This is a genomic window from Pseudomonas inefficax, from assembly GCF_032164165.1.
Lineage (GTDB): Bacteria > Pseudomonadota > Gammaproteobacteria > Pseudomonadales > Pseudomonadaceae > Aquipseudomonas > Aquipseudomonas inefficax.
In genome coordinates this window covers 3,497,117-3,519,598 of sequence record NZ_CP134401.1, presented here as the reverse complement: position 1 = coordinate 3,519,598, position 22,482 = coordinate 3,497,117, and the positions used below count along the sequence as shown (strand labels likewise).

Here is a 22,482-nt window from a genome sequence, read left to right as displayed (position 1 = left end):
ACCGGCTACGCCGGTGTTCGCGGGTCAACCCGCTCCCACAGGGTCACTCCGGTCAATCAGGGATACTGCTGAACCTGACCTTGCTGGTCATACTGCTGACCCGGAATCGGCTTCAGGTTCACTTCCACGCGGCGGTTCTGCGCGCGGCCATTGGCATCGGCGTTGCTGGCGATCGGCTGGTCCGGGCCCATGCCACGTACGGTGATACGCGAGGCATCCACACCCTGCGAGGTCAGGTAGGTGCTGACCGCCTGTGCACGGCGCTGGGACAGGTCCATGTTGTGCTGGCGGCTGCCAGTGCTGTCGGTGAAGCCGACCACTTCGATGGTGTTCTGGTTGAACTGCTTGAACGAGCCAGCCAGGTTGTTCAGCGGCGAGTAGAAGCTTGGCGCGATGTTGGCCGAGTCGGTGGCGAAGGTGATGTTGCCCGGCATGATCAGCTTGATCTGGTCACCCTGGCGCTGCACTTCCACACCGGTATTGGCCATCTGCGCGCGCAGTTCGGCTTCCTGCTTATCGGCGTAGTAGCCATAACCGGCTGCGGCGGCACCTACGGCGGCAGCGCCGATCAGGGCACCCTTGCCACGGTTGTTGTGGTCGATGGCAGCACCGGCGATAGCACCGGCCAGCGCGCCCAGGCCGCCGTACTTGGCGGTTTTGCTCATCCCTGTGGAGCCCTGCGCCTGCCCCTGGCTGTCATAAGGGTTCTGGCCGGCACAGCCGGTCATCAGGGCAGCGGCGGTTGCGACGATAATCAGACGACGCATGGTGAACATGGACAAGCTCCTACTGAATTCATGAATGCGGCAGATCATAAAGGGATCTATGCCAGCCTTGGATTGCATCGGCAACGAAAAATTCCGTGAAAGTGCCTTCATGTGCCATCAGGCACGCACGAAGGGGTTTTCGCGCATTTCGTCGCCCAGCCGGGTATCGGGCCCGTGGCCAGTCACAACGATAGCCTCCTCGTCCAACTGGTACAGCCGCTCCTTGATGGAACGCACGATGGCCCGCTGGTCGCCACCCCACAGATCGGTACGGCCAATGCCACGGCGGAACAGGGTATCGCCGGCGATCAGCAGCTTGGCGTCGGAAAACCAGAAGCTCATCGAGCCTGGCGTGTGGCCTGGCGTATGCAAGGCCACGCCACAACCGCAGGCCAACTCTTCGTCATCTCCCAGCCAGCGGTCTGGCGCAGGTACCGGGGTGTAAGGCACGCCGAACATCTGGCACTGCATTTCCAGGTTGTCCCACAGCGCCTGGTCGTCCTTGTGCAGGTGCAGCGTGGCACCGGTCAGTTCCTTGAGCTTGCCCGAGGCAAGGAAGTGATCGAAATGCGCATGAGTGTGGATGATGCTCACCAGCGTCAGCCCGTGGGCCAGCAGGCGGGCAAGGATCTTGTCCGGGTCACCGCCCGGGTCGACGACGATGGCCTTTTTGGTGAGCGGGTCGCCGATCAGGGTGCAGTTGCACTGCAGGGGGCCTACAGGGAAGGTTTCGCGGATGAGTGAAGACGGGGGTTGGGTCATTGACGTTCTCATGAGGAAAGCGCAGCGCGCTAAAAGCGTCGAGTCTATATATCCATTCAAGCGCAGGCAGGTCGCCGGGATTGCAAGTTGCCCCCTGATGCAAACGAAAAACCGGCCAATAGGCCGGTTTTCAGACTAATACGAATGTGCAGCAAGGCTGCATATCCCAAGGCCTGACGTGCTGTCGTTCAGGACGGAATTCCTGCCAGAGGGCCTGCGGGCTCAAGCTCTGCCCCCTTCGCCTTCGCGACCTGCAGAAACCGGAGCTGGTTACTGGAGACTCGACCAGCAAGACGTCTGGCTTCAGCCTCGAATCTTGCAATGGCAAGCAATTCTACCTGTCTCGTTTTGGATCGCATGGTTACCTCCAAAAGCTTGATCGACGCAATCGATGTTATTAGGGATCAACCTGGATCACAAGCCGACCCTTGGCGGTCCAGGTGAAACCAAGCGCCTCATAAACTGACTTTGCGCCTTCAACAGGGTCTTGTATTTCAATCTCTTGACAACCCAACATGCGAGCGTAGAAGTCTATCGATGTCAGCGCCAAGCCAGCGATCTCTCCCCGGAGTGGATGCGACCTGCTGGGATTACCTTGGAGCAGAATAACCTTGATACATAAGCGACTCTTTCTAGGGCTTGCGTAGCAGAGACCACAGAGCTCGCTTCCGAACCAGATGGCAAGATCGAACCCTTTGGGATCGCTATCCTTCCAGTCGACAATATCCTCCCAAGGAAACAGACACCCACTTGTCAGCCATTCAAGGCTAGCGCTGACGGCCTCGTGCGTTATGGGCTCTATCCGGACTTGATCCAGCTCGACATCTCCGCTCAGTAGTTCTGGCTGCCGACACAGTAACTCATGAGTGAGGGTACGGGCTTGGGAGCGAAATATTTGGTATCGGAGTTTGCTGATTCGCCTTCTCATGCAAGCTCCGCATTCGAAATGGAGCCTCCGTCCATTTAGAACTCACGACCTACTGGTTGCATGCGGTCCCACGTCCGCATGTCTTTCGGTTGCGGGACATTGAAGTCGCACTGACCGAGGAGCGACGCAAGGTCATAACGGTTTACGCCGAAACCTGCATTCTTCTGATGCTCATTCGCCCGCAAGCTTTCAGTCGGTGAGCAATGGTTCAACTCCTGAGTAAATCTTTTCATAACCGCTCTGCTGGTAGTCATCGAAAACCGAATAATTACCAGCGTGAACGCCGATGAAAAGAGCTCAAAGGCCCGTTTGGTTTAGATCAGATTGCTCCTACAACTCACGACGAAGCGTCGCCGCTGTATTAGCAGGAAGCGTTGCTTGATGTGTCAATACGGGCGTGCTCTGCCAGCTTCTCTTAAGGCAAGAACAACCTGAACAACCCACCCCCAAGCGCCCCGCCGTTGGAGATCTCGATCCGCCCGCGCACCCCGCCGCTTTCATGCAGTGCCGCGATCCGCGCCGCAAAATACAGGCCCAGGCCGGTACTGCCGCTGGTCGAATCGATACCCTGGATGAATTCTTCCTGCCGTTCGAGCATGCGCTGTGGATAACCCGGGCCGTCATCGTTGACGCAGATGGCCAACTGGTTGTCTGCCTCTTCGATGGTGATCAGCAAGGCATGCGCGGCAAAGCGGGTGGCGTTGGTAATCACGTTGGCGATCACCGAGGCCACCAGCTCGCGGTCGAAGAAGCCCAGCGGGTTGTCGGTGTCGATGCGCCAGGTGGCAAGGATGTCCTTGTGCTTGAGCACTTCCTCGTGCGCGGCCAGCTGGGCTTCGATGAAATCGTCCAGTTCGTGGTAGTCAGGGCACACTGGCAACTGGTTCACGCCCAGTTTGTACAACCCAAGCAACTGCACCAGCATGCCGTTGAGGTGGCGAAACTCATGCTCCATCACCCCCTGCTCGGCACCACCGCGAAGTTCCTCGGGCAAGCGCTGCATCCACTGGTTGTGGGACTGGATCAGCGCCGACAGGGAGTTCTTCAGGTCGTGCACGGTGGAGGCGATCACCGTGGAAAAATCCAGCCCCTGGTTTTCTTGATTCATGCGCCGAACACTCGGATGTGCAGTTTGCGGTAGCGGTCGTAGCGGTTGTCACTGGCAGGGATGCCGGCCACGCTGGTCAGGGCGTCGCGGCACTCCTGCATGATCGCGGGCTGAGGGCTGTCTCCGCCGATGCGCAGCAACGCCTGGGCGGTGTTGAGGGCAATGCTGATGTTCTTTGGCTGCAAACCTAGCGCCTTGCGGAACAGCTGCAATGCCTCGCCGAGCTGCCCCCCCTGGTAACTGCGCACACCTTGGCGATTTAGCGTGACCGCTTCGGTTATGGCGTTGAGCACGCTGGGGTCGTCCGTCAGCTTGCCGACCCTCTCCATGACCTTGGGGTCGTCGCCATAACTTTCCACGCAGTTCTTCAGCACGCCGATGGCGGCGGCCTCTTGCCCCATGGCCTGCAACTGCGCGGCAACGGTCAGGGCCGAATCCACCGAGAAGAACTGGTTCATCTTGTCCAGGCGCTGGATCGCCTGCTCGGTCAGCTTGGCAGCTGTTTCGGGGTCGCCGGCCTGCTGCAGGCTGGCGGCCTTCATCATACGGGCACGCACCTGCAGCCCCTGGTCCTCGGGGTTTTCCTTGGCTACCTCGCTGAGCGTGGCGTTGATCTCGACCCGGGTGCGCGCATCCAGGCCAAAACCGGCATTCTTGTTCATCAACGCCTGCACCAGCCCCAGGTTGTTTTCTGCGTCCTTGTAGCGTGAGCTCTGACCCTGGGTCACAGCGTGACGGAACGCCTTCGAAGCGCTCTCGAAGTCTTCGTTTTCCAACGCCAGCTTGCCCAGCGTCGACTGCCGGCGCACCGATAAAGGCGAGAGGCGCACGGCTTCTTCGAGCATGTTCTGCGCACGCCTGGTTTCGCCTTGGGCCACCAGCACCTCGGCCATGCCATCGTACAGGCCCGGCATGATCGGGAAGGCCTTGAGCGCCTGCTCGTATACGCCCTGGGCCTGGGCGTTCTGGCCACGCTTGTGCATCAGGCTGCCCAACGCCGAGTACACCCACGGCTGCGGGCGGCTGGCCAGGATGGCTTTGAGAAACTTCTCCAGCTCGTCGAAACGGTTGAGGTTGCGCAAGGCATCGGCCCGATAGCGCAGGCACAGCGGGGCCAGGCGTGGGTCGCGCTTGCACAGCTCGGCGCAGGCCGCCAGCACCTCGGCGGGGCGACTGCGGTCCAGGGCCTGCAGAATCGGCTTGAGCAGGGTCTTGCGCTGGTACAGCTTCTCGACGCGCTGGGCCAGGCCAACCCGGTTGAACGGCTTGGTCAGGTAGGCATCAGGCTCGTGCTCGATGGCGCTGAGGACAATGGCCTGGCTGCTCTCGGCAGTGACCATGATGAATATGCACTCATGGCTGATGTGCTTGTCGAGAATCAGGTCTTCGAGCACCTGCTGGCCGTTCTTCTTGCCGTCGCCCAGGTGGAAGTCCTGCAAGATGACGTCATAGCGCTTTTGCGCGCACATACGCAGCGCCTGCTCGCCGCTGTCGGCGGTGTCCACGTCACGCACGCCCAGTTCGCGCAGCATGGAACGGGTCGACGTGCGAAAGTCGGTAAAGTCGTCGACGATCAGAAAGCTCTTTTGCCCGTACTGCAGCATCAACACGACCTGCCTTGGAATGATTGAAAAATCGCGCGAGGCGATGCCACCGATAGCTGTATCGGCAGCTGGTCGGGAAAGATGAGGGTAGAGCGTTGGCGGCCACGGGCCATCCGTTCAGCGAGCTACGACCTGCAAGGCCAGTACTACGTCAGCAGCCCCAGGGACTTGGCCCTTGCCACCGCCTGGGTACGCCGCTCCACCCCCAGCTTGCTGTTGATATGGCTGGCGTGGGTTTTCACCGTGTGCAGGGAAATGAACAGCCGCTCGCTGATCTGCTGGTTGGAACACCCCTGGGCAATCAGCTCGAGCACAGCCAGTTCGCGGCCACTCAGGGCCTCGCCGCTGCCGGTGCTGGCGCTCGGCAGCGGCGGCAGGCGCTTGAGCAACTCGGCCTGCACCGGGCAGGCGGCAACTGCCTGCAGTTGTTCATGAAGCCACTGCGGGTGCTGCTCCAGCAAAGGCTGGAACGGTTGCAGCACGCCGCCTTGGGCTGCCTCCAGCAACCGTGGCAACAACTGGGCGGCCTGCTCTTCGCGGCCTTCGCCCAGCAACAAACCAAGCCATTGGCACAGGGCACTGACGCTGAGCATCATGCCGCCACTGGCCTGGCCGCGCTCGACCAGGCTGGCCAGGCGTTGCACCGCGTCGTCGCTACGTGACTGGATACGCTCCAGCAACGCCTGCTGCAAGGCGATGTGCAACGGCAGCAGCGGGTGAAACTCCGGGGCCGCCGCCGGTTGCTCGCCGCCATAGGTCTGGCCCAGGCGCAGGAGCCAGGACTCGGCCAGGTCGATGCGCCCCTGGGCCAGCCACAATTCACATTTGACCAGGGTGATCATGGCCAGGTAATACACCGGCGGTACATCCCAGATATGCATCAGCCGCTCGGCCTCGGCCAGTTCGGCAAAGGCCTCGGCAAAGTGCCCTTCCCGGCCATCGAGCGTAGCGATCACGCAGTGGCCGATGAGCACACTGATATCACGGCAGGCGCGCGCCTCGCCCAGCCCAGCACGCAAGCGGGCACGGCCCTGGGATGGCTGCAGCCGCGATACCAGCAGGTAGCCTTCGTAAAGCGTCAGGCGGGCGCGCACGGCATACAGCCGCTGTGCCGACAGCCCTTGCAGGCGCTGCAGCCCCTGACGCACTTCGTCCAGCGCGCGCAGTACCTCGCCACGGGCATGCAGCACCCGCGCCCGGTCGTAATGGGCCAGGGCCTCGAACAATGGGTTGCCGACGCGCTGGGCCAGCTCCAGGGCCTCGCGGTTCCAGCCGCGGGCCCGCCAGAAATCGCCATCGGCAATCGCCAGGTTCGACAGCGTCGAGAGGCACACCAGGCGTTGGCCATACCGCTTGCTCGGCAGGCTCTGCAGCGCTTCGCCGCAATAGGCCAGGGTGCGCTCGCGGTCGCCTCGGCCACGGGCGATCACACCACTCAGCGCCAGCCACTGGGCCAGCATGGACTTTTGCGCGGTCGCCGAAGGCGCGGGCAGGAAGCGGCTGAGATAACCCGCCAACTCTTCGGCCGCGTCCAACTGGCAAGCCAGGCCCAACGCCCAGCTGTACAGCACGATCAGCCGCGGCGTGCTGATCAGCAGGCTGTCGGGCAGGTCCATCTTCCAGCGCAGCAGCATGCCGACGTTCTGTTCGGCCAGCAGTTGCTCCTCGGACAGGCTCTGCACCAGGTCGGCGGCAACATCAAGATGACCGGCCCGCAGCGCCTGCTCCACCGCTTCGTCCAGCAGGCCCTGGCTTTCGAACCAGCGACAGGCGCGCAACTGCAGGCCGACCAGCGGCTCGCTGGCCTGGCGGCTGCGCAGCAGGTCGGAGAACAGGTGGTGATAACGGAACCAGTGGCCATGCTCGTCCAGCGGCACCAGGAACACTTGGTGCGCCTGCAAAAAGCGCAGGATCGTGGCACTGTCGTGGCGGCCGCGCATGGCATCGCACAGCGGGGCGCAAAAACGTTCCTGGCAGGCCGTTTCGTACAGGAAGGCCTGTACGTCGGTGGGCAGCATTTCGATGACTTCTTCTAACAGATAGTCGCGGATCAGGCCTTCACCGCCATGCAAGGCCTGGGGCAAGGCCTGTTCGTCAGCCGACTCGCTGGCCGCCAGTTGCCAGAAACGCAACCCGGCCACCCAACCGTCGCTGCGCTGGATCAGGTTGTCCAGAGCCTGGCCACGCAGAGCGGTGGGTTGGCGACCGATCACCGCCAGCGATTCTTCGGCGGTCAGGCGCAAGTCCTGTTCGTTGAGCTCGACCAGTTGCCGCGACAGGCGCAGGCGCGCCAGGTGCCAGTCCGGGCGTTGGCGGCTGGTGACCAGCAGCACCAGGCCAGGGGGCAAGTGATTGAGGAAGAACTGCAGACAACGGTCGAGCACTGGCCCCTGGGCCAGGTGATAGTCGTCCAGCACCAGCAACAAGGGAGTATCGGCTTGCAGGTACAGCGCCAGCTCGTCGAGCAGGCCGTCGAGCCATTCCTCGAAGGCGAACGGCTGGTGGCGCTGGCGCATTTTCAGCAGGCCCATGGCCTGGCCGCCCAGCGCTGGGCAATACTGCTGCAGGCCTTCGAGCAAGCGCTCCAGGAAGCGGCCAGGGTCGGCATCCCGTTGGCTCAGGCCCAGCCACAGGCTACGCCAGTGCTCGGGCAGCGCTTCGCAAAATTCGATGGCCAGGGAGCTTTTGCCGAAACCCGCCGGGGCATTGACCAGCAACAACCGCCCGCCAAGGCCGGCTTGCAGCCGCTGGCACAGGCGCAGGCGCGGCACATGGCCGTCCGGCAAGGGCGGCCGGAAGAAACGCCCGTCCAGCAGGCCCAGAGCCTGGCTGGCGAATCCATGCGTACGGGACAGATCTGTCATGGCCGGCTCGTTCTGATTGGAAGACTACGGCGGTATGGATGCTTGCGAGACTAGCGGGTAACGCTGCGCATTTGAAGGTAAAGGGCGCGATTACGGAGGAAAAGACTGCGACAAAAAGCAACATGGCTGACAGACAAGGGCTGCGGCGGGGGTTTGCTGAGGTATTCACCAGATTGATTGCCTGCTCCGGCCTCTTCGCGGGTGAACCCGCTCCCACATGGGATTGGCGCAGGCCTGGGCTCGCGCTGTACCTGTGGGAGCGGCTTTAGCCGCGAACACCGGCGCAGCCGGTGCCATGCACCGGATCGCTTGCTTCGCGGGCTTGCCCGCTCCCACATGGGATTGGCGCAGGCCTGGGGCTCGCGCTGTACCTGTGGGAGCGGCTTTAACCGCGAACACCGGCGCAGCCGGTGCCATGTACCGTGTCGCTTGCTTCGCGGGCTTGCCCGCTCCCACATGGGATTGGCGCAGGCCTGGGGCTCGCGTTGCACCTGTGGGAGCGGCTTTAGCCGCGAACACCGGCGCAGCCGGTGCCATGCACCGGATCGCTTGCTTCGCGGGCTTGCCCGCTCCCACATGGGATTGGCGCAGGCCTGGGGCTCGCGCTGTACCTGTGGGAGCGGCTTTAACCGCGAACACCGGCGCAGCCGGTGCCATGTACCGTGTCGCTTGCTTCGCGGGCTTGCCCGCTCCCACATGGGATTGGCGCAGGCCTGGGGCTCGCGTTGCACCTGTGGGAGCGGCTTTAGCCGCGAACACCGGCGCAGCCGGTGCCATGCACCGGATCGCTTGCTTCGCGGGCTTGCCCGCTCCCACATGGGATTGGCGCAGGCCTGGGGCTCGCGCTGTACCTGTGGGAGCGGCTTTAACCGCGAACACCGGCGCAGCCGGTGCCATGTACCGTGTCGCTTGCTTCGCGGGCTTGCCCGCTCCCACATGGGATTGGCGCAGGCCTGGGGCTCGCGTTGCACCTGTGGGAGCGGCTTTAGCCGCGAACACCGGCGCAGCCGGTGCCATGCACCGGATCGCTTGCTTCGCGGGCTTGCCCGCTCCCACATGGGATTGGCGCAGGCCTGGGCTCGCGCTGTACCTGTGGGAGCGGCTTTAGCCGCGAACACCGGCGCAGCCGGTGCCATGCACCGTGTCGCTTGCTTCGCGGGCTTACCCGCTCCAACAGGAATCGAGCTGGTCTGGGCTTGCGCGACTCCTGTGGGAGCGGGCGCGCCCGCGAAGGGGCCGGAACAGGAAATAGAAACGCCCCGGGCAAGCCGGGGCGCTCTGGGGATAACATGGTGTGACGTGTTTTCAGATCAACGAATACCCGACTGGCGCAGTGCCGCTGGCTGGAAGTCAGCCTTGCTGGCGCTGAAACCGAAGTCGTAGGCGCGCTTCTCTTCGTTCTTCATGCCCAGGGCCAGGTAACGGCCCGACTGCAGGTCGTAGATGGTCTCCAGGGTGTACCACGGCACTTCCACGTTGTAGTAAGGCTGGGCATGTGCCTCGGACACCCGCCACAGTTGGCCACGGCCGTCGTACTGGTCGATCACCGCAGCCTGCCAGGTGTCCTCGTCGATGTAGAAGTCACGCTTGGCATAGATGTGCCGCTGGCCCGGCTTGAGGGTCGCGACCACGTGCCATACGCGGCGCAGCTCGTAACGGGAAAGGTCCTGGTTGATGTGCCCGGCCTTGATGATGTCGGTGTACTTGAGCTTGGGGTCGTCGAGCTTGAAGGCGTTGGACGCGATGTACATCTCCTTCTTGCCTTCCAGCTTCCAGTCATAGCGATCCGGCGCACCGTTGAACATGTCCAGGTTGTCCGAGGTGCGCAAACCGTCGGCAGCGGTACCCGGGCCGTCGTACGACACTTGCGGTGCCTGGCGCACGCGGCGCTGGCCGGCGTTGTAGATCCACGCCTTGCGCGGTTCCTTCACCTGGTCGAGGGTTTCGTGCACCAGCAGCACGGTACCGGCCAGGCGCGCAGGCGCGGTCACTTCCTGCTTGAAGTAGAACAGGATGTTGCCCGGGTTGTTCGGGTCGTAATCCTTCATCTTGTCGCGGAAGACGAACTGGTCAGAGAAGTACACAGGGTTGAAGGAGCCGTTCTGCTGCGGCGTGGCCTGGGTCACCAGGCGGCTGACGCTGCCGCCCCGGTAGCGGGTGATGTGGTTCCAGATCACCTCCAGGCCGCTTTTGGGGATCGGGAACGGTACAGCCGTGCGGAAGTTGCTCAGGCCGTTGCCGCCTTCGACCAGGGTGGTCTTGGTGGCATTCTCCTTGATGGCGGCGAACACGTCGGCCGGCACCGTGGAGCCACGATGGGTCTTGAATACCGGGATCTTGAAGGTGTCCGGGTAGCGCTTGAGCATGGCCAGCTGGCCCGGCGAGAGCTTGTCCTTGTACTGGTCGGCGTTCTGCGCGGTGATGGTGAACAGCGGCTTGTCACTGCCGTACGGGTCGGGCAGGAAACCCTTGGCGTCGGCGCTGCCCGCGCTCTTCGATAGCGGCTCCCACGGGCCTATCGAGCCATCGGCGTTGCCGGCCTTTTCGGCGCCCATCGGGGTCAGGGTACTGCCCAGCTTGGCCGCCTCGTCGGCGGATACTGCAGCCATGACGCTGGTCGCCAGCAGGGACAGGCCCAGCACACCGGCTTGCAGCAGACTTCTGGTCTTGTTCATGTCGTGTCGTCCTGGATCTGTATGCTTAGAAGTTCACGCCGAAGCTGAGCGCGACGAAGTCACGGTCATCCACGGTGGTGTACTCGCCATCGAAGAAGTTGGTGTACGACAGGCTAGCCGTATAGGTGTTCTGGTACTCGGCATCGAGGCCCAGGCTGACGGCCTTGCGGCCTTCCTCGAAGTTGGCGCCAGGGCCCGGCGAGTAGCCGGAGACGTCGTGCGACCAAGCCACGCTGGGTTTCAGGTTGATCCCGGCGAAGACGTCGTTGTAGTCCCAGATGACCCGGGCGCGATAGCCCCAGGAAGTACTGGTGGTAAAACCATCGTTCTCGCAGTTGCGGCTCAGGTTGGCAGTGGAGGCACCAGCACCGGCGCCTGCGATGGTGCTGGCATTGAGTGCCTGACAGGTATTGGCCCCACCCGTGGATGGCAGCGGGCCTGGACCGTACACCGGGTCGCGACCGTAGCGGGTATCGTGTGCGCTCTCCAGGCCACCCACATGGGTGACACCGAGTTCACCCACCACGGTCATGCGGCTGGCGCCCATCACCTGGTCGAAGAAATGCGTGAGGGTGGTCTGGAACTGGGTGATCTCCTTGCGGCGATACCCGTGCAGGTCCTGCCCCGGCGTACCGGTCAGCAGCGAAGCGTTGCTCAACGCGCCGCCAATGGGGCGGACCCCGGCGAACAGAATATCCGTGGTATTGAGTTGCACCGGTGCGTTGGGGCGGTAGCTGAGCTCGCCGCTCCAGGCGGTCCCGGTGGGCAGTGTGGTTGAGAAGCTCAAACCATAAAGGCGGATATCCTCGGGATATTCGACGAAGTACTCGGAGTTACCCGCCACGATCAGCGGCGCCAATGCACGCAGCTGCGCAGGTAGGGCGCTCAACCCGGCGAACACTGAAGGCGGGGCCCCGGTGGCGCTGAAGATTGGCGCGCGGCTGTGGTAATTCATGAAGTAGGCGCCAAACTCGGTGTCCAGCGGCTCGAACATGTAGCGCATGGCCACGCCAAACTGGCCGCTGTCACGCGCGTCACGGTCGGCACCGCGGCGCACCATCACCCCTTCTTCGTTGATGTTCACGCCCCGGGTAGCAAGGAACTGCTGCGCCGCCCCCGGCACTGTGCGGCTGCTGTTGAGCACGCGCAGGTTGTCGGTACAGCCGTCGGCAATGATGTCCGGCTGGGAGAAGAACGTGCCGCAGTTGTCGACGACCGTCTGGTCCCACTCGATCTGGTAGAAGGCCTCGGCCGACAGGTTGTCGGTCAGGCTTTGCGAGATGTAGAACATGTTGACCGGAATCAGGCCTTCCTTGATCTCGGCCCCCGGGCGGCGAAACGCCGACACGTCGATCGGGTTGATCGAGTTGATGCCACCACCGATGAAGGTACTTTCACCCCAGCTCACCACCTGCTTGCCCAGGCGCACCGAGCCTGGCTGATCGCCGATGGAGTAGTTGTGATAGACGAATGCGTCGAGCAGCTCGGCACCGGACGATTTGGCGCCTTCCTTGCGGTTGGAGTCACTGATGTCCTTGAACTCGCGGCCTTCGTCCTTCAGTTCGAAGTCATACCAGTACTTGCCACGGACGAACACGCCGGTATCGCCGTACTTCAGTTCCAGGTCATGGATGCCCTTGAAGATCTTCGAGAAAGTTTCGCCCTTCTTGAAGTTCAGGTGGCCATCGTCGGATGTCTGCGACAGGCCCTTGCCGCCGTTGTTCACCCCGATCAGGTTCTTGTTGGGGTTTGCCGTCGACCAGCTGGCGCCGATGGAGAGCGACGAGTCGAACTGGCCTTCGATTTCACCAATGTTGAAGCTGACAGCGAAAGCAGGACTTGCGAGCGTGGAAGCAAGGCTGACGGCCAGGGGCAACTTGGCCCGGCGCCAGAACAGGTTTGCAGATTTCATCGACGCTACTCCATGTACTTTTTTTGTTATGGCAGTGAGTCCTTTCAAGAACGGCCCGAGCGACCGGTTTGCAGGCTTGCGCCTGCGGCGACACGGCTTGCGCATGTCGCCTTCCCCCATTCCTGAAAATCCCCTGGCCCCGACTATAGCCAGCAAGGCACAGGCGCTTGATCCCTCTAAAGTGTGATTTGCGCTCCGTGCGGCCAACTCGCTGCAATGTTGCCCAGGCTGCGTGCTGGCAGTGCTAAAGGATGGCGTATTTCTGCCGTTTGGCAAGGCTCCACCCCTCTAGCATGCGGGTCGCGTGCTGCGGTACGCGACCCGCATGGCGGTTACAGCGTGGAGAGGAATGCGCTGTTGCTGGCCTGCCACTGGACGATGTCCTGGCGGATGCGTTTCTTGTCGAGCTTGCCGACACTGGTCTTGGGAATTTCAGTAACAACGGCGATCTGGCTTGGAATCGCCCACTTGTTGATATGCCCTTGCTCGACAAATGGCTTGAGGTGTTCCTTCAGTGCCTTGGCATCGATGACCTGGCCTTCGCGCACCACCAGCAGGGCAAACGGGCGCTCGCCCCACTGCGGGTCGGCCACCCCCACCACCGCCACTTCGCGCACGGCCGGGTGGCGGCTGACCAGGTCTTCGAGGTCGAGCGAGGAAATCCACTCGCCACCGGTCTTGATCACATCCTTGATACGGTCGCGGATGTCGAGGTAGCCCATGCCGTCGAGGGTGGCGACATCACCGGTATGCAGCCAGCCACCCTGCCACAGCTCCTCGCTCTTTTCCGCCTCCTTGAAGTAGCCCATCGTCAGCCACGGCGCACGCAGCACCAGCTCGCCCTGGGTTTCACCATCGGCAGGCAGGAAGTTGCCGTCGCCGTCGACGATGGCCGCCTCGACCAGCGGCACCGGCACGCCAGCCTTGATACGGTAGGTGACGCGCTCATCCTCGCTGCCGGCCTGCAGTTCGTCGTTGAGGTGGGCGGCGGAAATAAGCGGGCAGGTCTCGGACATGCCATACGCGGCAGTCAGCTGGATGCCGCGGGCCAGGGCGGCCTGGTACAGCGAGCGGTTGAGTGCGCTGCCGCCGATGATGATCTTCCAGCCGCCGAAGTCCTGGCCCTGGGAAGTCGGGCAGTTGAGCAGCATCTGCAGGATGGTAGGCACGCAATGGGAGAAAGTGACCTTTTCCTCACGCCACAGCGTGATCAGCATGTCCGGCTCGTAGCGCCCCGGATACACCTGCTTCATGCCAAGCATGGTGGCGGCGTAGGGAATACCCCAGGCGTGCACGTGGAACATCGGGGTGATGGGCATGTACACGTCGTTGCTGCCCAGCAGGCGCACGCTGTCGATGCTGCCGGTCACCGAAGCTTCGGCCAGGGTATGCAGCACCAGTTGCCGGTGGGTGAAGTACACCCCCTTGGGGTTGCCGGTGGTGCCAGTGGTGTAGAAGGTGGTGGCTACCGAGTTCTCGTCGAAGTCCGGGAAGTCGTAGCGCGGGCTGGCAGCGGCCAGCAGTTGCTCGTACTCGCCCACCAGGTTGGGCAACTCGGCTGTCTTGTCCGCGCCGTCGGTCAGCAGCAGGGTCTTGTCGACGGTGGTCAGTTGCCCGGCGATGGCCTGGTACAGGCCGACGAAGTCGCTGTTGACCAGCACCACGCGGTCTTCGGCGTGGTTCATGGTGTAGAGGATCTGCTCAGGCGACAGGCGCACGTTGATGGTGTGCACCACCGCGCCAATCATCGGGATGGCGAACATGCATTCGAGGTAGCGGTGGCTGTCCCAGTCCATCACCGCCACGGTGTCACCAGCCTTTACCCCGGCTTCGGTCAGCACGTTGGCCAGGCGCGCGATGCGCTCGTTGAGCTGGGGATAGGTCAGCCGCAACTGGTCGCGGTAAACGATTTCGCGAGTCTTTTCATAGCGGCTGCCAGACATCAGCAGGCGCTTGATCAGCAGGGGGTAGGCGTAGGCGCCCTCGGCGGGCTTGATGATGCGGGTCTGCAACATGGGTATCCCTTTTCTGAAAAGCGGGCCGGACAAGTCTGGGAGTTACTGTAGTTCGCCAATGTGACGGCTAAATCAGCCGAAGGAATGATTTGCATGGCGAAGGTATGAGTGGCGGGCGTTGACGGGCGGCAAGGTTGAGCTAGACACTGCGGCGCTGAGGGCCTATTCGCGGGTAAACCCGCTCCCACAGGTACTGCACCAGCCTCTGCAATGGTGCAATACCTGTGGGAGCGGTTTAACCGCGAATGGCCGCGACACCGAAATCCCGCCCATCCCCGGAGGCCTTCATGCCCAGCCCGCGTCGCGCCGTGTTTCTCGATCACCAGTCCCTGGACCTGGGCGATCTCGACCTCTCGCCCCTGAAGCAGCAGTTCGACGAGTTCGAACTGTTCGCCGCCACCCGCCCGGAGCAGGTCGCCGAACGCCTGCAGGGCGCGGTGACGGTAGTCAGCAACAAGGTCATGCTCGACGCCGCGTCCCTGGCCGCCAACCCACAACTGAAGCTGATCCTGGTGGCCGCCACCGGCACCAACAATGTCGACCTGGCGGCAGCGCGCGCCCAGGGCATCACCGTGTGCAACTGCCAGGGCTATGGCACCCCGTCCGTCGCCCAGCACACCCTCGCCCTGCTGCTGGCCCTGGCCACCCGCCTGTGCGACTACAACCAGGCGGTAGCCGATGGCCAGTGGGCCAAGGCCAGCCAGTTCTGCCTGCTGGACTTCCCCATCGTCGAACTAGAGGGCAAGACTCTTGGCCTGCTGGGCCACGGTGAACTGGGCGGCGCGGTGGCGAGGCTGGCCGAGGCCTTTGGCATGCGCGTGCTCAGCGGGCAGATCCCTGGCCGCCCGGAACGGGCCGACCGGTTGCCACTGGACGAATTGCTGCCGCAAGTCGACGCCCTGACCCTGCACTGCCCGCTGAACGAGCACACCCGACACATGCTCGGGGCACGCGAGCTGGCCCTGCTCAAGCCGAACGCGCTGGTGATCAACACTGCCCGCGGCGGCCTGATCGACGAGCAAGCGCTGGCCGACGCCCTGCGCAGTGGCCACCTGGGCGGAGCCGCCACCGACGTACTGAGCGTGGAGCCGCCGGTCAACGGCAACCCGCTGCTCGAACCCGGCATCCCGCGCCTGATCATCACCCCGCACAGCGCCTGGGGTGCGGTGGAGTCGCGCCAGCGCATCGTCGGCCAGCTCAGCGAGAACGCCCAGGCCTTCTTCGCCGGGCAACCACGCCGCGTGGTCAGCTGAGCCCGGCGCCCGCCTCTGCTACACTGCGCCACTTTTTTCCAGGAGGCGTCGTCCATGGACCCGCGCAGTGAAGTGTTGCTCCGCCAGGCAGAGCTGTTCCAGAGCCCGCTGCTGCTCGCCGGCGCCCCCGCCGACGGCCTGCTTGGCCAGTTGCCCCAGGCCCGGGCCTGGACTTGGCATGCTGGCGATCAGGCCATGCTCGAAAGCCGCTTCGCCGGGCGCAGCCACTATGCAGTGGAGCCCCCTGAAGTGGCGTTCGACAGCGCCGTGCTGTTCCTGCCCAAATCCCGCGAACTGGCCGCCTACCTGCTCAACGCCCTGGCCTCGCGCCTGGCTGGCCGCAAGCTATACGTGGTCGGCGAGAAACGTGGCGGCATCGAGGGCGCGGCCAAGCAGCTGCAGGCCTTTGGCAAGCCACGCAAGCTCGACAGCGCCCGCCATTGCCAGCTGTGGCAGGTGACCATCGAACACGCACCAGAAGCCAAGCCCCTGGAAAGCCTGGCCGAACGCTTCGAACTCAGCCTGGAAGACGGCCCACTGCAGGTTATCAGCCTGCCCGGTGTGTTCAGCCATGGCCGCCTCGATCGCGGTACCGCCCTGCTGCTCAAGCACCTCGACGGCCTGCCGAGCGGGCATGTGCTGGACTTCGGCTGCGGTGCCGGGGTACTGGGCGCAACGGTAAAGCGCCGTTATCCGCAAAACCGGGTAACCCTGCTGGACGTGGATGCCTTCGCCGTGGCCGCCAGCCGCCTGACCTTGGCCGCCAATGGCCTGGAAGGCGAAGTGATCAGCGGTGATGGCATCGACGCGGCGCCGACCGAGCTGAGCCTGATCCTTAGCAACCCGCCGTTCCACACCGGGGTTCACACCAACTACCAGGCATCGGAGAACTTGCTGAAAAAATCGGCTGTTCATCTGCGAAAAGGTGGCGAAATGCGCCTGGTTGCCAACAGCTTCCTGCGTTACCAGCCGCTGATCGAAGGGGCGCTGGGCAACTGCCAGACATGCGACGAGGCGGACGGCTTCCGCATCTACCGGGCAACACGCGGTTAAAAACAGCGCTTGCCGAAAGCGTTTTGCCTAGGCAGAATCCGCACCGTCCTAGGGGAGTAGTCTCCCGCGAGCGCCCAGCTCGCCCGGTACGCGTCAACATACTTGGTCCACAGACCATGGCGCGTGCGACCCACCATGCCAGCCTGCATGGCGAGATCCGCATAGACGGATCCGGGGTTTGACAAGACCTATGACACGCACACCTTACCCGGGGCGGGGAGGCTGTACGTGTCATAGCCGTGTCGACCCGCCCCCGTAGGAATCCTGATGCTGGAATCACTGCTGGTCCCCACCGCCATCGTTGCCCTCGCCGAAATCGGCGACAAGACGCAATTGCTCGCGCTCATACTCGCTGCCCGCTTCCGCAAACCCTGGCCGATCATCGCCGGCATCATCGCCGCTACCCTGGCCAACCATGCCGCGGCCGGTGCCGTGGGCGCGTGGGTCGGCAGCTTCTTCAGCGACTCGGCACTGCACTGGATCCTGGCTGCGAGCTTCACCGCCACTGCGCTGTGGACCCTGGTTCCGGACAAGATGGATGACGACGAGAACCCGGCACGCCGCTTCGGGCCGTTCCTGACCACGCTGATCGCGTTCTTCCTGGCTGAAATCGGCGACAAGACCCAGGTCGCCACGGTGATGCTGGCGGCACAGTATCCGCACCTGATCATGGTCATTATCGGCACCACCCTGGGCATGCTGATTGCCAACGTGCCGGTGGTACTGGCGGGTAACTTCGCTGCGGACAAACTGCCACTGACGCTGATCCGTCGCCTGGCGGCCACGGCGTTCTTCGTGCTGGCGATCGTGGCCGTGTACTCGGCGATGAAGGCCAGTGGCTGGGTGGGTTGACTGCTGACGGGGGCCGCTCTGCGGCCCAATCGCCGGCAAGCCAGCTCCCACAGGTATTGCACAGGCCTTGAGGCCGATAGAGCACTCTGTGGGAGCTGGCTTGCCGGCGATTGGGCTGCAAAGCAGCCCCTTACGGTCTTACTTCTTGGCCGCCTGATACAGCGGCATCACCTTCGGAATCGCCGCCTGCAGCGAAGCAATGCGGCTCTGGGACGCCGGGTGAGTGCTCATGAACTCAGGCGGCGCGCCTTCGGACGCCTGGCTCATCTTGTTCCACAGGGTAATCGCGGCATTCGGGTCGTAACCGGCACGCGCCGAGAGCTCCAGGCCGATCAGGTCGGCTTCGTTCTCGTTGGCCCGGCTGTTGGGCAGGGTCATGGCATAGTTCACTACGGTATCGGCCATGGCCATGCTGCCCTGGCCGAGGCCAAAGAGGGCACCGGCGCCCTGACGCGCCATTTCGACGCCGTACGCCTTGGACATCGCCTCGCGGCTGTGCTCACGCAGGGCGTGGGCGATCTCATGGCCCACCACCGCAGCAATTTCCGCATCGGTGAGCTTGAGCTGATCGATCAGCCCGGTGTAGACGATGATCTTGCCGCCCGGGCCGCAGTTGGCGTTGAGCTCGTCGCTCTTGATCACATTGACTTCCCAGTTCCATTGCGCGGCATCCGGGCGGAACTTGGGGGTCTGGGCGATCAGGCGGTTGGCAATTACCTGTACACGCTTGGCAACTGCGCTGGACTTGTCGAGCACGCCTTTGTTCGATGCCTCACCCAGGGTCTGCTGGTACGACTGGGCGTACATCTGGTTGACCTCATCGGTCGAGAGCATGCTGAACATGTACTGCTGGCGCTCGACGCCGACAGCACCGCCGCTGGTGGTATTCACCGCCTGGCAGCCAGCTAGCAGGATGCCAGCACTCAACAGACTGACGACAAAAGACTTACGCATGAAAACACTCCCTTTTTACATGCGCCGTATCGTAGGCCGAGTCGCCGCTGGGCCGCCATAGCCGCACGGAAGAATTTATTTGCCTGCACCGGCCTCTTCGCGGGTGAACCCGCTCCCACAGGGACTACACAGGTTTCAAATTCGGTGCAGTACCTGTGGGAGCGGGTTTACCCGCGAAAGGGCCGTCAAAGGCAATGCATCAAGCCGGGGTCAGGCACTCCGGTGCATCCAGCTTCGGATCGTTGACGAAATTCGCCAGGGCCCGCTCACGCAGCGTCGCCGGCGGGCTGGCCAGCAGCTCGTGCAAACGGGTAACCGGCGTGTCCGGGTCAAGCCAGGCTGCCTGCCCTGCCTCGTCCAGTATCAGCGGCCGACGCTGGTTCATCGCCGCCTGGGTCACCACCGCACAACTCAGCCAAACCTGGTCCTGCACCGGGTAGGCCTCCCACACGGCGGCGAAGTACAGCGAAGCGCCCTCCCCCGGGGTCAGCCAGTACGGGCGCTTGCGCACGCTACCGCGCCATTCGTAAAAGCCGTTGGCCGGCATCAGGCAGCGGCGCTGGCGAAACGCGTCGCGAAACATCGGCTGCTCGGCCAGGGTCTCGGCGCGGGCATGGGCGGGGGTTCGGGACAGGTCGGTGAGCCAGGCCGGGGTCAGCCCCCAACGCGCCTTGGCCAATTGCAGCTGGCCGTCGAGCTGGCGCTGGATCAGCACCGAAGCCCCCGGCGAGATGTTCCATTGGGCTGGCTGGCCGACGGGAAAGCCCGGCAGACTGGCAAGAGCCTGGGGCCAGCGAAACAGGGCATAACGTCCACACATGGGCGAATTCAGAACCTAGCAGATCAAGGTACCGGGGAAACTCTCCGGTTCGTCGCCAACCAGTGGCTGGGCGTCATTGTACGCATCGATCAGCTGCCGTGCGTACTCGGCCTGCTCGTCAGCCACGGCAAGCCCCAGCAGGCCCTGCAGCGGCAACTCGCCGGCAGCACCGACCAGGTCACGGCCGACCAGGTGCGCCTCGACCCCCTCGCTGGCGAGCATGCCCGCCAGCATTTCAGCCTCGAGCAGGCTTTCCGGTTCGTAGATACGCTGCATCAGTCATTCTCACCGAATACATCCAGCATCCACTCCTCGCCATGAACCTGCAGCACGAAGCGGATAGGCTTGCAGCAAACCTGGCAGTCCTCGATGTATTCCTGATCGCCACCGGACAGGTCCACCGTGGTTTCGACTTCTTCGCCACAATAAGGGCAATCGTAGATCGCAGTTTCCAGCATCGCGGCCTCCGGGGTGACTTATGCGTATAATTGCCGGTCTGTTTACAGGGCCTGTGTGTGTCCGAGCCGTTTTTCGGAACCCGTCCCTACCTTATTACCCTAGCCGTTTCCAACAAGAGAGCATGATGGGCGAATTCGATGCCATCCGACCGTACGACGACGCTGAGGTCCCTGCCGTTCTGGCACGCCTGCTCAGCGACCCGGCATTCCTCGATATCCTCACCCACTTCCGCTTCCCGCGTGCGGCCGGTGCTCTCGGCTGGTTGCTCAAACCGCTGATCGCCCGCCGCCTGCGCAAGGAATTTGCCGGCGTCACCTGCGTCTCGACCTTGCAGGACAAAGTCGAGTACTACGTCGACCAGACCATCGACCGTGCCACCGACGGCGTCACCTATACGGGCGTGGAGCAACTCAAGGCCGGCACCGCCTACCTGTTCCTGGCCAACCACCGTGACATCGTCATGGACCCGGCGTTCGTCAACTATGCGGTGTACCACGCCGGCCTGCCCACGCCGCGCATCGCCATTGGCGACAACCTGCTGCAAAAGCCGTTTGTCAGCGACATGATGCGCCTGAACAAGAGCTTCATCGTGCACCGCTCGATCAGCGGGCGCCGCGAGAAACTGGCGGCCTACCAGCTGCTCTCGGCCTACATCAACCACTCGATCCGCAACGACGCCACGTCGATCTGGATCGCCCAGGCCGAAGGCCGGGCCAAGGACGGTGACGACCGCACCGACTCGGCGATCCTCAAGATGTTCCACATGAGCCGCAAGGACGAGCCGTTCGGCGCGGTGATCCAGAGCCTGAACCTGACGCCGGTGTCGATCAGCTACGAGTATGACCCGTGCGACCAGGCCAAGGCCCGCGAGTTGTACATCCGCGCCACCACCGGCACCTACAAGAAGGCGCCGGGCGAGGACGACAACAGCATCGCCAAGGGCATTACCGGCTACAAGGGCCGGGTGCACATCAACTTCGCCCCGCCGGTGACCGAGTTCCACGAGGACACCAAGCAGCTGGCGGTGGAAATCGACCGGCAGATCCTCGGTGGCTACCGGCTGTTCCCGGTGCACTACCTGGCCTATGCGATGTGGGAAGGCAAGGATGAGGCGCTGCAGGTGCCGAGCGCCGAGAAGGTGTTCCCGGCTGAGGAACTGGCTCGGGCCAAGGAAGAATGGCAACGCCGCCTGGATGCCTGCCCCGAGGAGCAGCGGCCGTACCTGGTGTTGCAGTATGCGACGCCGGTGCGCAACCAGTACCAGGTCAGGCAGCAGGCGCCGGTTGCCTGATCGATCCCAGGGCTGCTTTGCAGCCCCGGGTTCTCAAACCCAGGTACTGAACCAGGACAGCAGCAACGCCATCGCCAGGCACGAAAAACCGAGAATGTAGAAGTACCGGGGTACCCGCAGGTCGAACGCGTCCACCACCCCATCGTCCACCGCCATGTATTCGCGGGTCTCGGCCTCGCGCCGCCGCGCACTGTGCAGCAGCAACCCGCCCGGGCAGGTCAGCAGCAGCGCCAGCAGATTGATCAGCTTGGTCGGGTGGGCGGCCAGGAACCCCCAGAGCACTTGCAAGGACATCACGCAACCTCGGTATGAGCGACGGCAAAGGCCGGCATTCTACCCAAGTCGCGCCCTGACGCCCGGCCCAGGCGACAAAATGTCATTGAATTTCATCCAGGTCACAGGCAACAAAAAACCCGCTGCCTGGAGCACAGGCAGCGGGTTTTGTTTTACAGCTGAAGCCTTACTGCCCCAGCACCTGACCGATGGTCGGGTCCTTGAACATGCGGGTCAGCGCATCGCTCAGCACATCGCCCACCAGCTGGGTGTTGGTTTCCTGGTTCGGCGCCATGCCGAAACGCTGGTCCAGCGAAGCACCGTAACGGCCACTGTAGCGGCGGCCGCCATTGGACACGTCAGCACGGAAGGTGGCACCGATGGTAGCCTCGGTCACGTACAGGTTGTCTTTCGGCGACTGGTACTTCAGTTCGGCCAGGGTCACGGTCAGCTGCGGCGCGTTGTAGGCGTTCGGCGTCGGGGTGAAGCCGAGCAGGCGCACGGCTGCTTCGGCCTGGGCCTGCAGCTTGGGCACGATGTCGTTACCGCTGACGCTGATGGTGCTGGTCTCGGGGTACATGCCACCGCGAGTGCCCAGGGACTGCGAGGCCCGGCCGTCAACCACCCGGACCACTACCGGCTGGCCATGGCCGACCGGGGCGAGCTGGGCCTTGAGCGTGGGTTGCGGGTTGAGTTGTTGCGGGCTGTGGGCACAACCGACCAGGCTGAGGCTGGCCACGGCGATCAAACCGAACAACAGACGTTGCAACATGCGCGTTACTCCAGAAAAAGCGGCGAAGGCCCACAGTATACCTAGCCACGCATCGACCAGTCATCGGCCTGGCCCGCTTGTCACAATCGTTTCATCGCCGCGCCCTTATCCTTGCGCCAA

At 63.3% G+C, this 22,482-nt stretch carries 18 protein-coding genes and 1 riboswitch; of the genes, 4 read left to right on the top strand and 14 right to left on the bottom strand.

What is annotated here, in order from left to right; all coding sequences use genetic code 11:
• Positions 1 to 56 precede the first annotated feature (56 nt).
• The 8 genes from RIN61_RS15845 to RIN61_RS15810 all read right to left on the bottom strand — a co-directional run bounded on the left by RIN61_RS15845 (position 57) and on the right by RIN61_RS15810 (position 14,635).
• Complete coding sequence (locus tag RIN61_RS15845; protein ID WP_013970946.1) at positions 57 to 776, bottom strand: YiaD family glycine zipper/OmpA-like lipoprotein; 720 nt, start codon at positions 774 to 776, stop codon at positions 57 to 59.
• A gap of 108 nt (positions 777 to 884) precedes the next feature.
• A complete protein-coding gene (locus tag RIN61_RS15840) occupies positions 885 to 1,529 on the bottom strand; it encodes an MBL fold metallo-hydrolase (protein WP_313852787.1) in 645 nt (214 codons plus the stop codon).
• A 1,343-nt stretch (positions 1,530 to 2,872) separates the two neighbouring features.
• Positions 2,873 to 3,565, bottom strand: a complete 693-nt coding sequence (locus RIN61_RS15835) for a sensor histidine kinase (protein ID WP_112252010.1) — start codon at positions 3,563 to 3,565, stop codon at positions 2,873 to 2,875.
• Entirely contained in the window at positions 3,562 to 5,169 is a 1,608-nt protein-coding gene (locus tag RIN61_RS15830) for a tetratricopeptide repeat-containing response regulator (RefSeq protein ID WP_215520288.1), read from the bottom strand. Before RIN61_RS15830 ends, RIN61_RS15835 begins: the two co-directional genes overlap by 4 nt.
• Positions 5,170 to 5,315: 146 nt before the next feature.
• Positions 5,316 to 8,033 carry a winged helix-turn-helix domain-containing protein gene (locus RIN61_RS15825; protein ID WP_313852784.1) on the bottom strand — a complete coding sequence of 906 codons (2,718 nt, stop codon included), beginning with the start codon at positions 8,031 to 8,033 and terminating at the stop codon, positions 5,316 to 5,318.
• 1,310 nt (positions 8,034 to 9,343) lie between these two features.
• Positions 9,344 to 10,708 (bottom strand): DUF1329 domain-containing protein, encoded by a 1,365-nt coding sequence (locus RIN61_RS15820; protein ID WP_215520286.1) that lies wholly within the window; start codon positions 10,706 to 10,708, stop codon positions 9,344 to 9,346.
• 25 nt (positions 10,709 to 10,733) lie between these two features.
• Positions 10,734 to 12,620, bottom strand: coding sequence for a DUF1302 domain-containing protein (locus RIN61_RS15815; protein ID WP_207878478.1), 1,887 nt, complete (start codon positions 12,618 to 12,620; stop codon positions 10,734 to 10,736).
• A 332-nt stretch (positions 12,621 to 12,952) separates the two neighbouring features.
• Complete coding sequence (locus RIN61_RS15810; protein ID WP_313852778.1) at positions 12,953 to 14,635, bottom strand: fatty acid--CoA ligase; 1,683 nt, start codon at positions 14,633 to 14,635, stop codon at positions 12,953 to 12,955.
• Between the two features lie 287 nt (positions 14,636 to 14,922).
• Between RIN61_RS15810 and RIN61_RS15805 the strand changes: the two genes are divergently transcribed.
• The 3 genes from RIN61_RS15805 to RIN61_RS15795 all read left to right on the top strand — a co-directional run bounded on the left by RIN61_RS15805 (position 14,923) and on the right by RIN61_RS15795 (position 17,793).
• Complete coding sequence (locus RIN61_RS15805) at positions 14,923 to 15,888, top strand: 2-hydroxyacid dehydrogenase (protein WP_252378795.1); 966 nt, start codon at positions 14,923 to 14,925, stop codon at positions 15,886 to 15,888.
• Positions 15,889 to 15,942: 54 nt separating this feature from the next.
• Complete coding sequence (locus RIN61_RS15800; RefSeq protein ID WP_313852776.1) at positions 15,943 to 16,941, top strand: class I SAM-dependent methyltransferase; 999 nt, start codon at positions 15,943 to 15,945, stop codon at positions 16,939 to 16,941.
• Positions 16,942 to 16,980: 39 nt separating this feature from the next.
• Positions 16,981 to 17,121: riboswitch (yybP-ykoY riboswitch) on the top strand.
• 87 nt (positions 17,122 to 17,208) lie between these two features.
• Positions 17,209 to 17,793, top strand: a complete 585-nt coding sequence (locus RIN61_RS15795) for a TMEM165/GDT1 family protein (RefSeq protein WP_133970279.1) — start codon at positions 17,209 to 17,211, stop codon at positions 17,791 to 17,793.
• A gap of 138 nt (positions 17,794 to 17,931) precedes the next feature.
• Here RIN61_RS15795 and RIN61_RS15790 read toward each other — a convergent pair whose 3' ends face one another.
• From RIN61_RS15790 to RIN61_RS15775, 4 genes are all read right to left on the bottom strand, one after another.
• On the bottom strand, positions 17,932 to 18,747 hold the full coding sequence (locus RIN61_RS15790) for a M48 family metallopeptidase (RefSeq protein WP_025337703.1): 816 nt from the start codon (positions 18,745 to 18,747) through the stop codon (positions 17,932 to 17,934).
• Positions 18,748 to 18,946: 199 nt separating this feature from the next.
• Positions 18,947 to 19,567 (bottom strand): SOS response-associated peptidase, encoded by a 621-nt coding sequence (locus RIN61_RS15785; protein ID WP_112252000.1) that lies wholly within the window; start codon positions 19,565 to 19,567, stop codon positions 18,947 to 18,949.
• A gap of 15 nt (positions 19,568 to 19,582) precedes the next feature.
• Positions 19,583 to 19,843 carry a putative signal transducing protein gene (locus tag RIN61_RS15780; RefSeq protein ID WP_133970277.1) on the bottom strand — a complete coding sequence of 87 codons (261 nt, stop codon included), beginning with the start codon at positions 19,841 to 19,843 and terminating at the stop codon, positions 19,583 to 19,585.
• On the bottom strand, positions 19,843 to 20,025 hold the full coding sequence (locus tag RIN61_RS15775) for a CPXCG motif-containing cysteine-rich protein (protein ID WP_012270508.1): 183 nt from the start codon (positions 20,023 to 20,025) through the stop codon (positions 19,843 to 19,845). Before RIN61_RS15775 ends, RIN61_RS15780 begins: the two co-directional genes overlap by 1 nt.
• Positions 20,026 to 20,150: 125 nt before the next feature.
• Between RIN61_RS15775 and RIN61_RS15770 the strand changes: the two genes are divergently transcribed.
• Positions 20,151 to 21,317, top strand: a complete 1,167-nt coding sequence (locus RIN61_RS15770; protein ID WP_112251999.1) for a 1-acyl-sn-glycerol-3-phosphate acyltransferase — start codon at positions 20,151 to 20,153, stop codon at positions 21,315 to 21,317.
• A gap of 33 nt (positions 21,318 to 21,350) precedes the next feature.
• Here RIN61_RS15770 and RIN61_RS15765 read toward each other — a convergent pair whose 3' ends face one another.
• Together RIN61_RS15765 and RIN61_RS15760 are read right to left on the bottom strand one after the other, a co-directional pair.
• On the bottom strand, positions 21,351 to 21,611 hold the full coding sequence (locus RIN61_RS15765) for a hypothetical protein (RefSeq protein WP_046616028.1): 261 nt from the start codon (positions 21,609 to 21,611) through the stop codon (positions 21,351 to 21,353).
• 166 nt (positions 21,612 to 21,777) lie between these two features.
• A complete protein-coding gene (locus RIN61_RS15760) occupies positions 21,778 to 22,362 on the bottom strand; it encodes a YajG family lipoprotein (protein WP_013970929.1) in 585 nt (194 codons plus the stop codon).
• Positions 22,363 to 22,482: the final 120 nt, after the last annotated feature.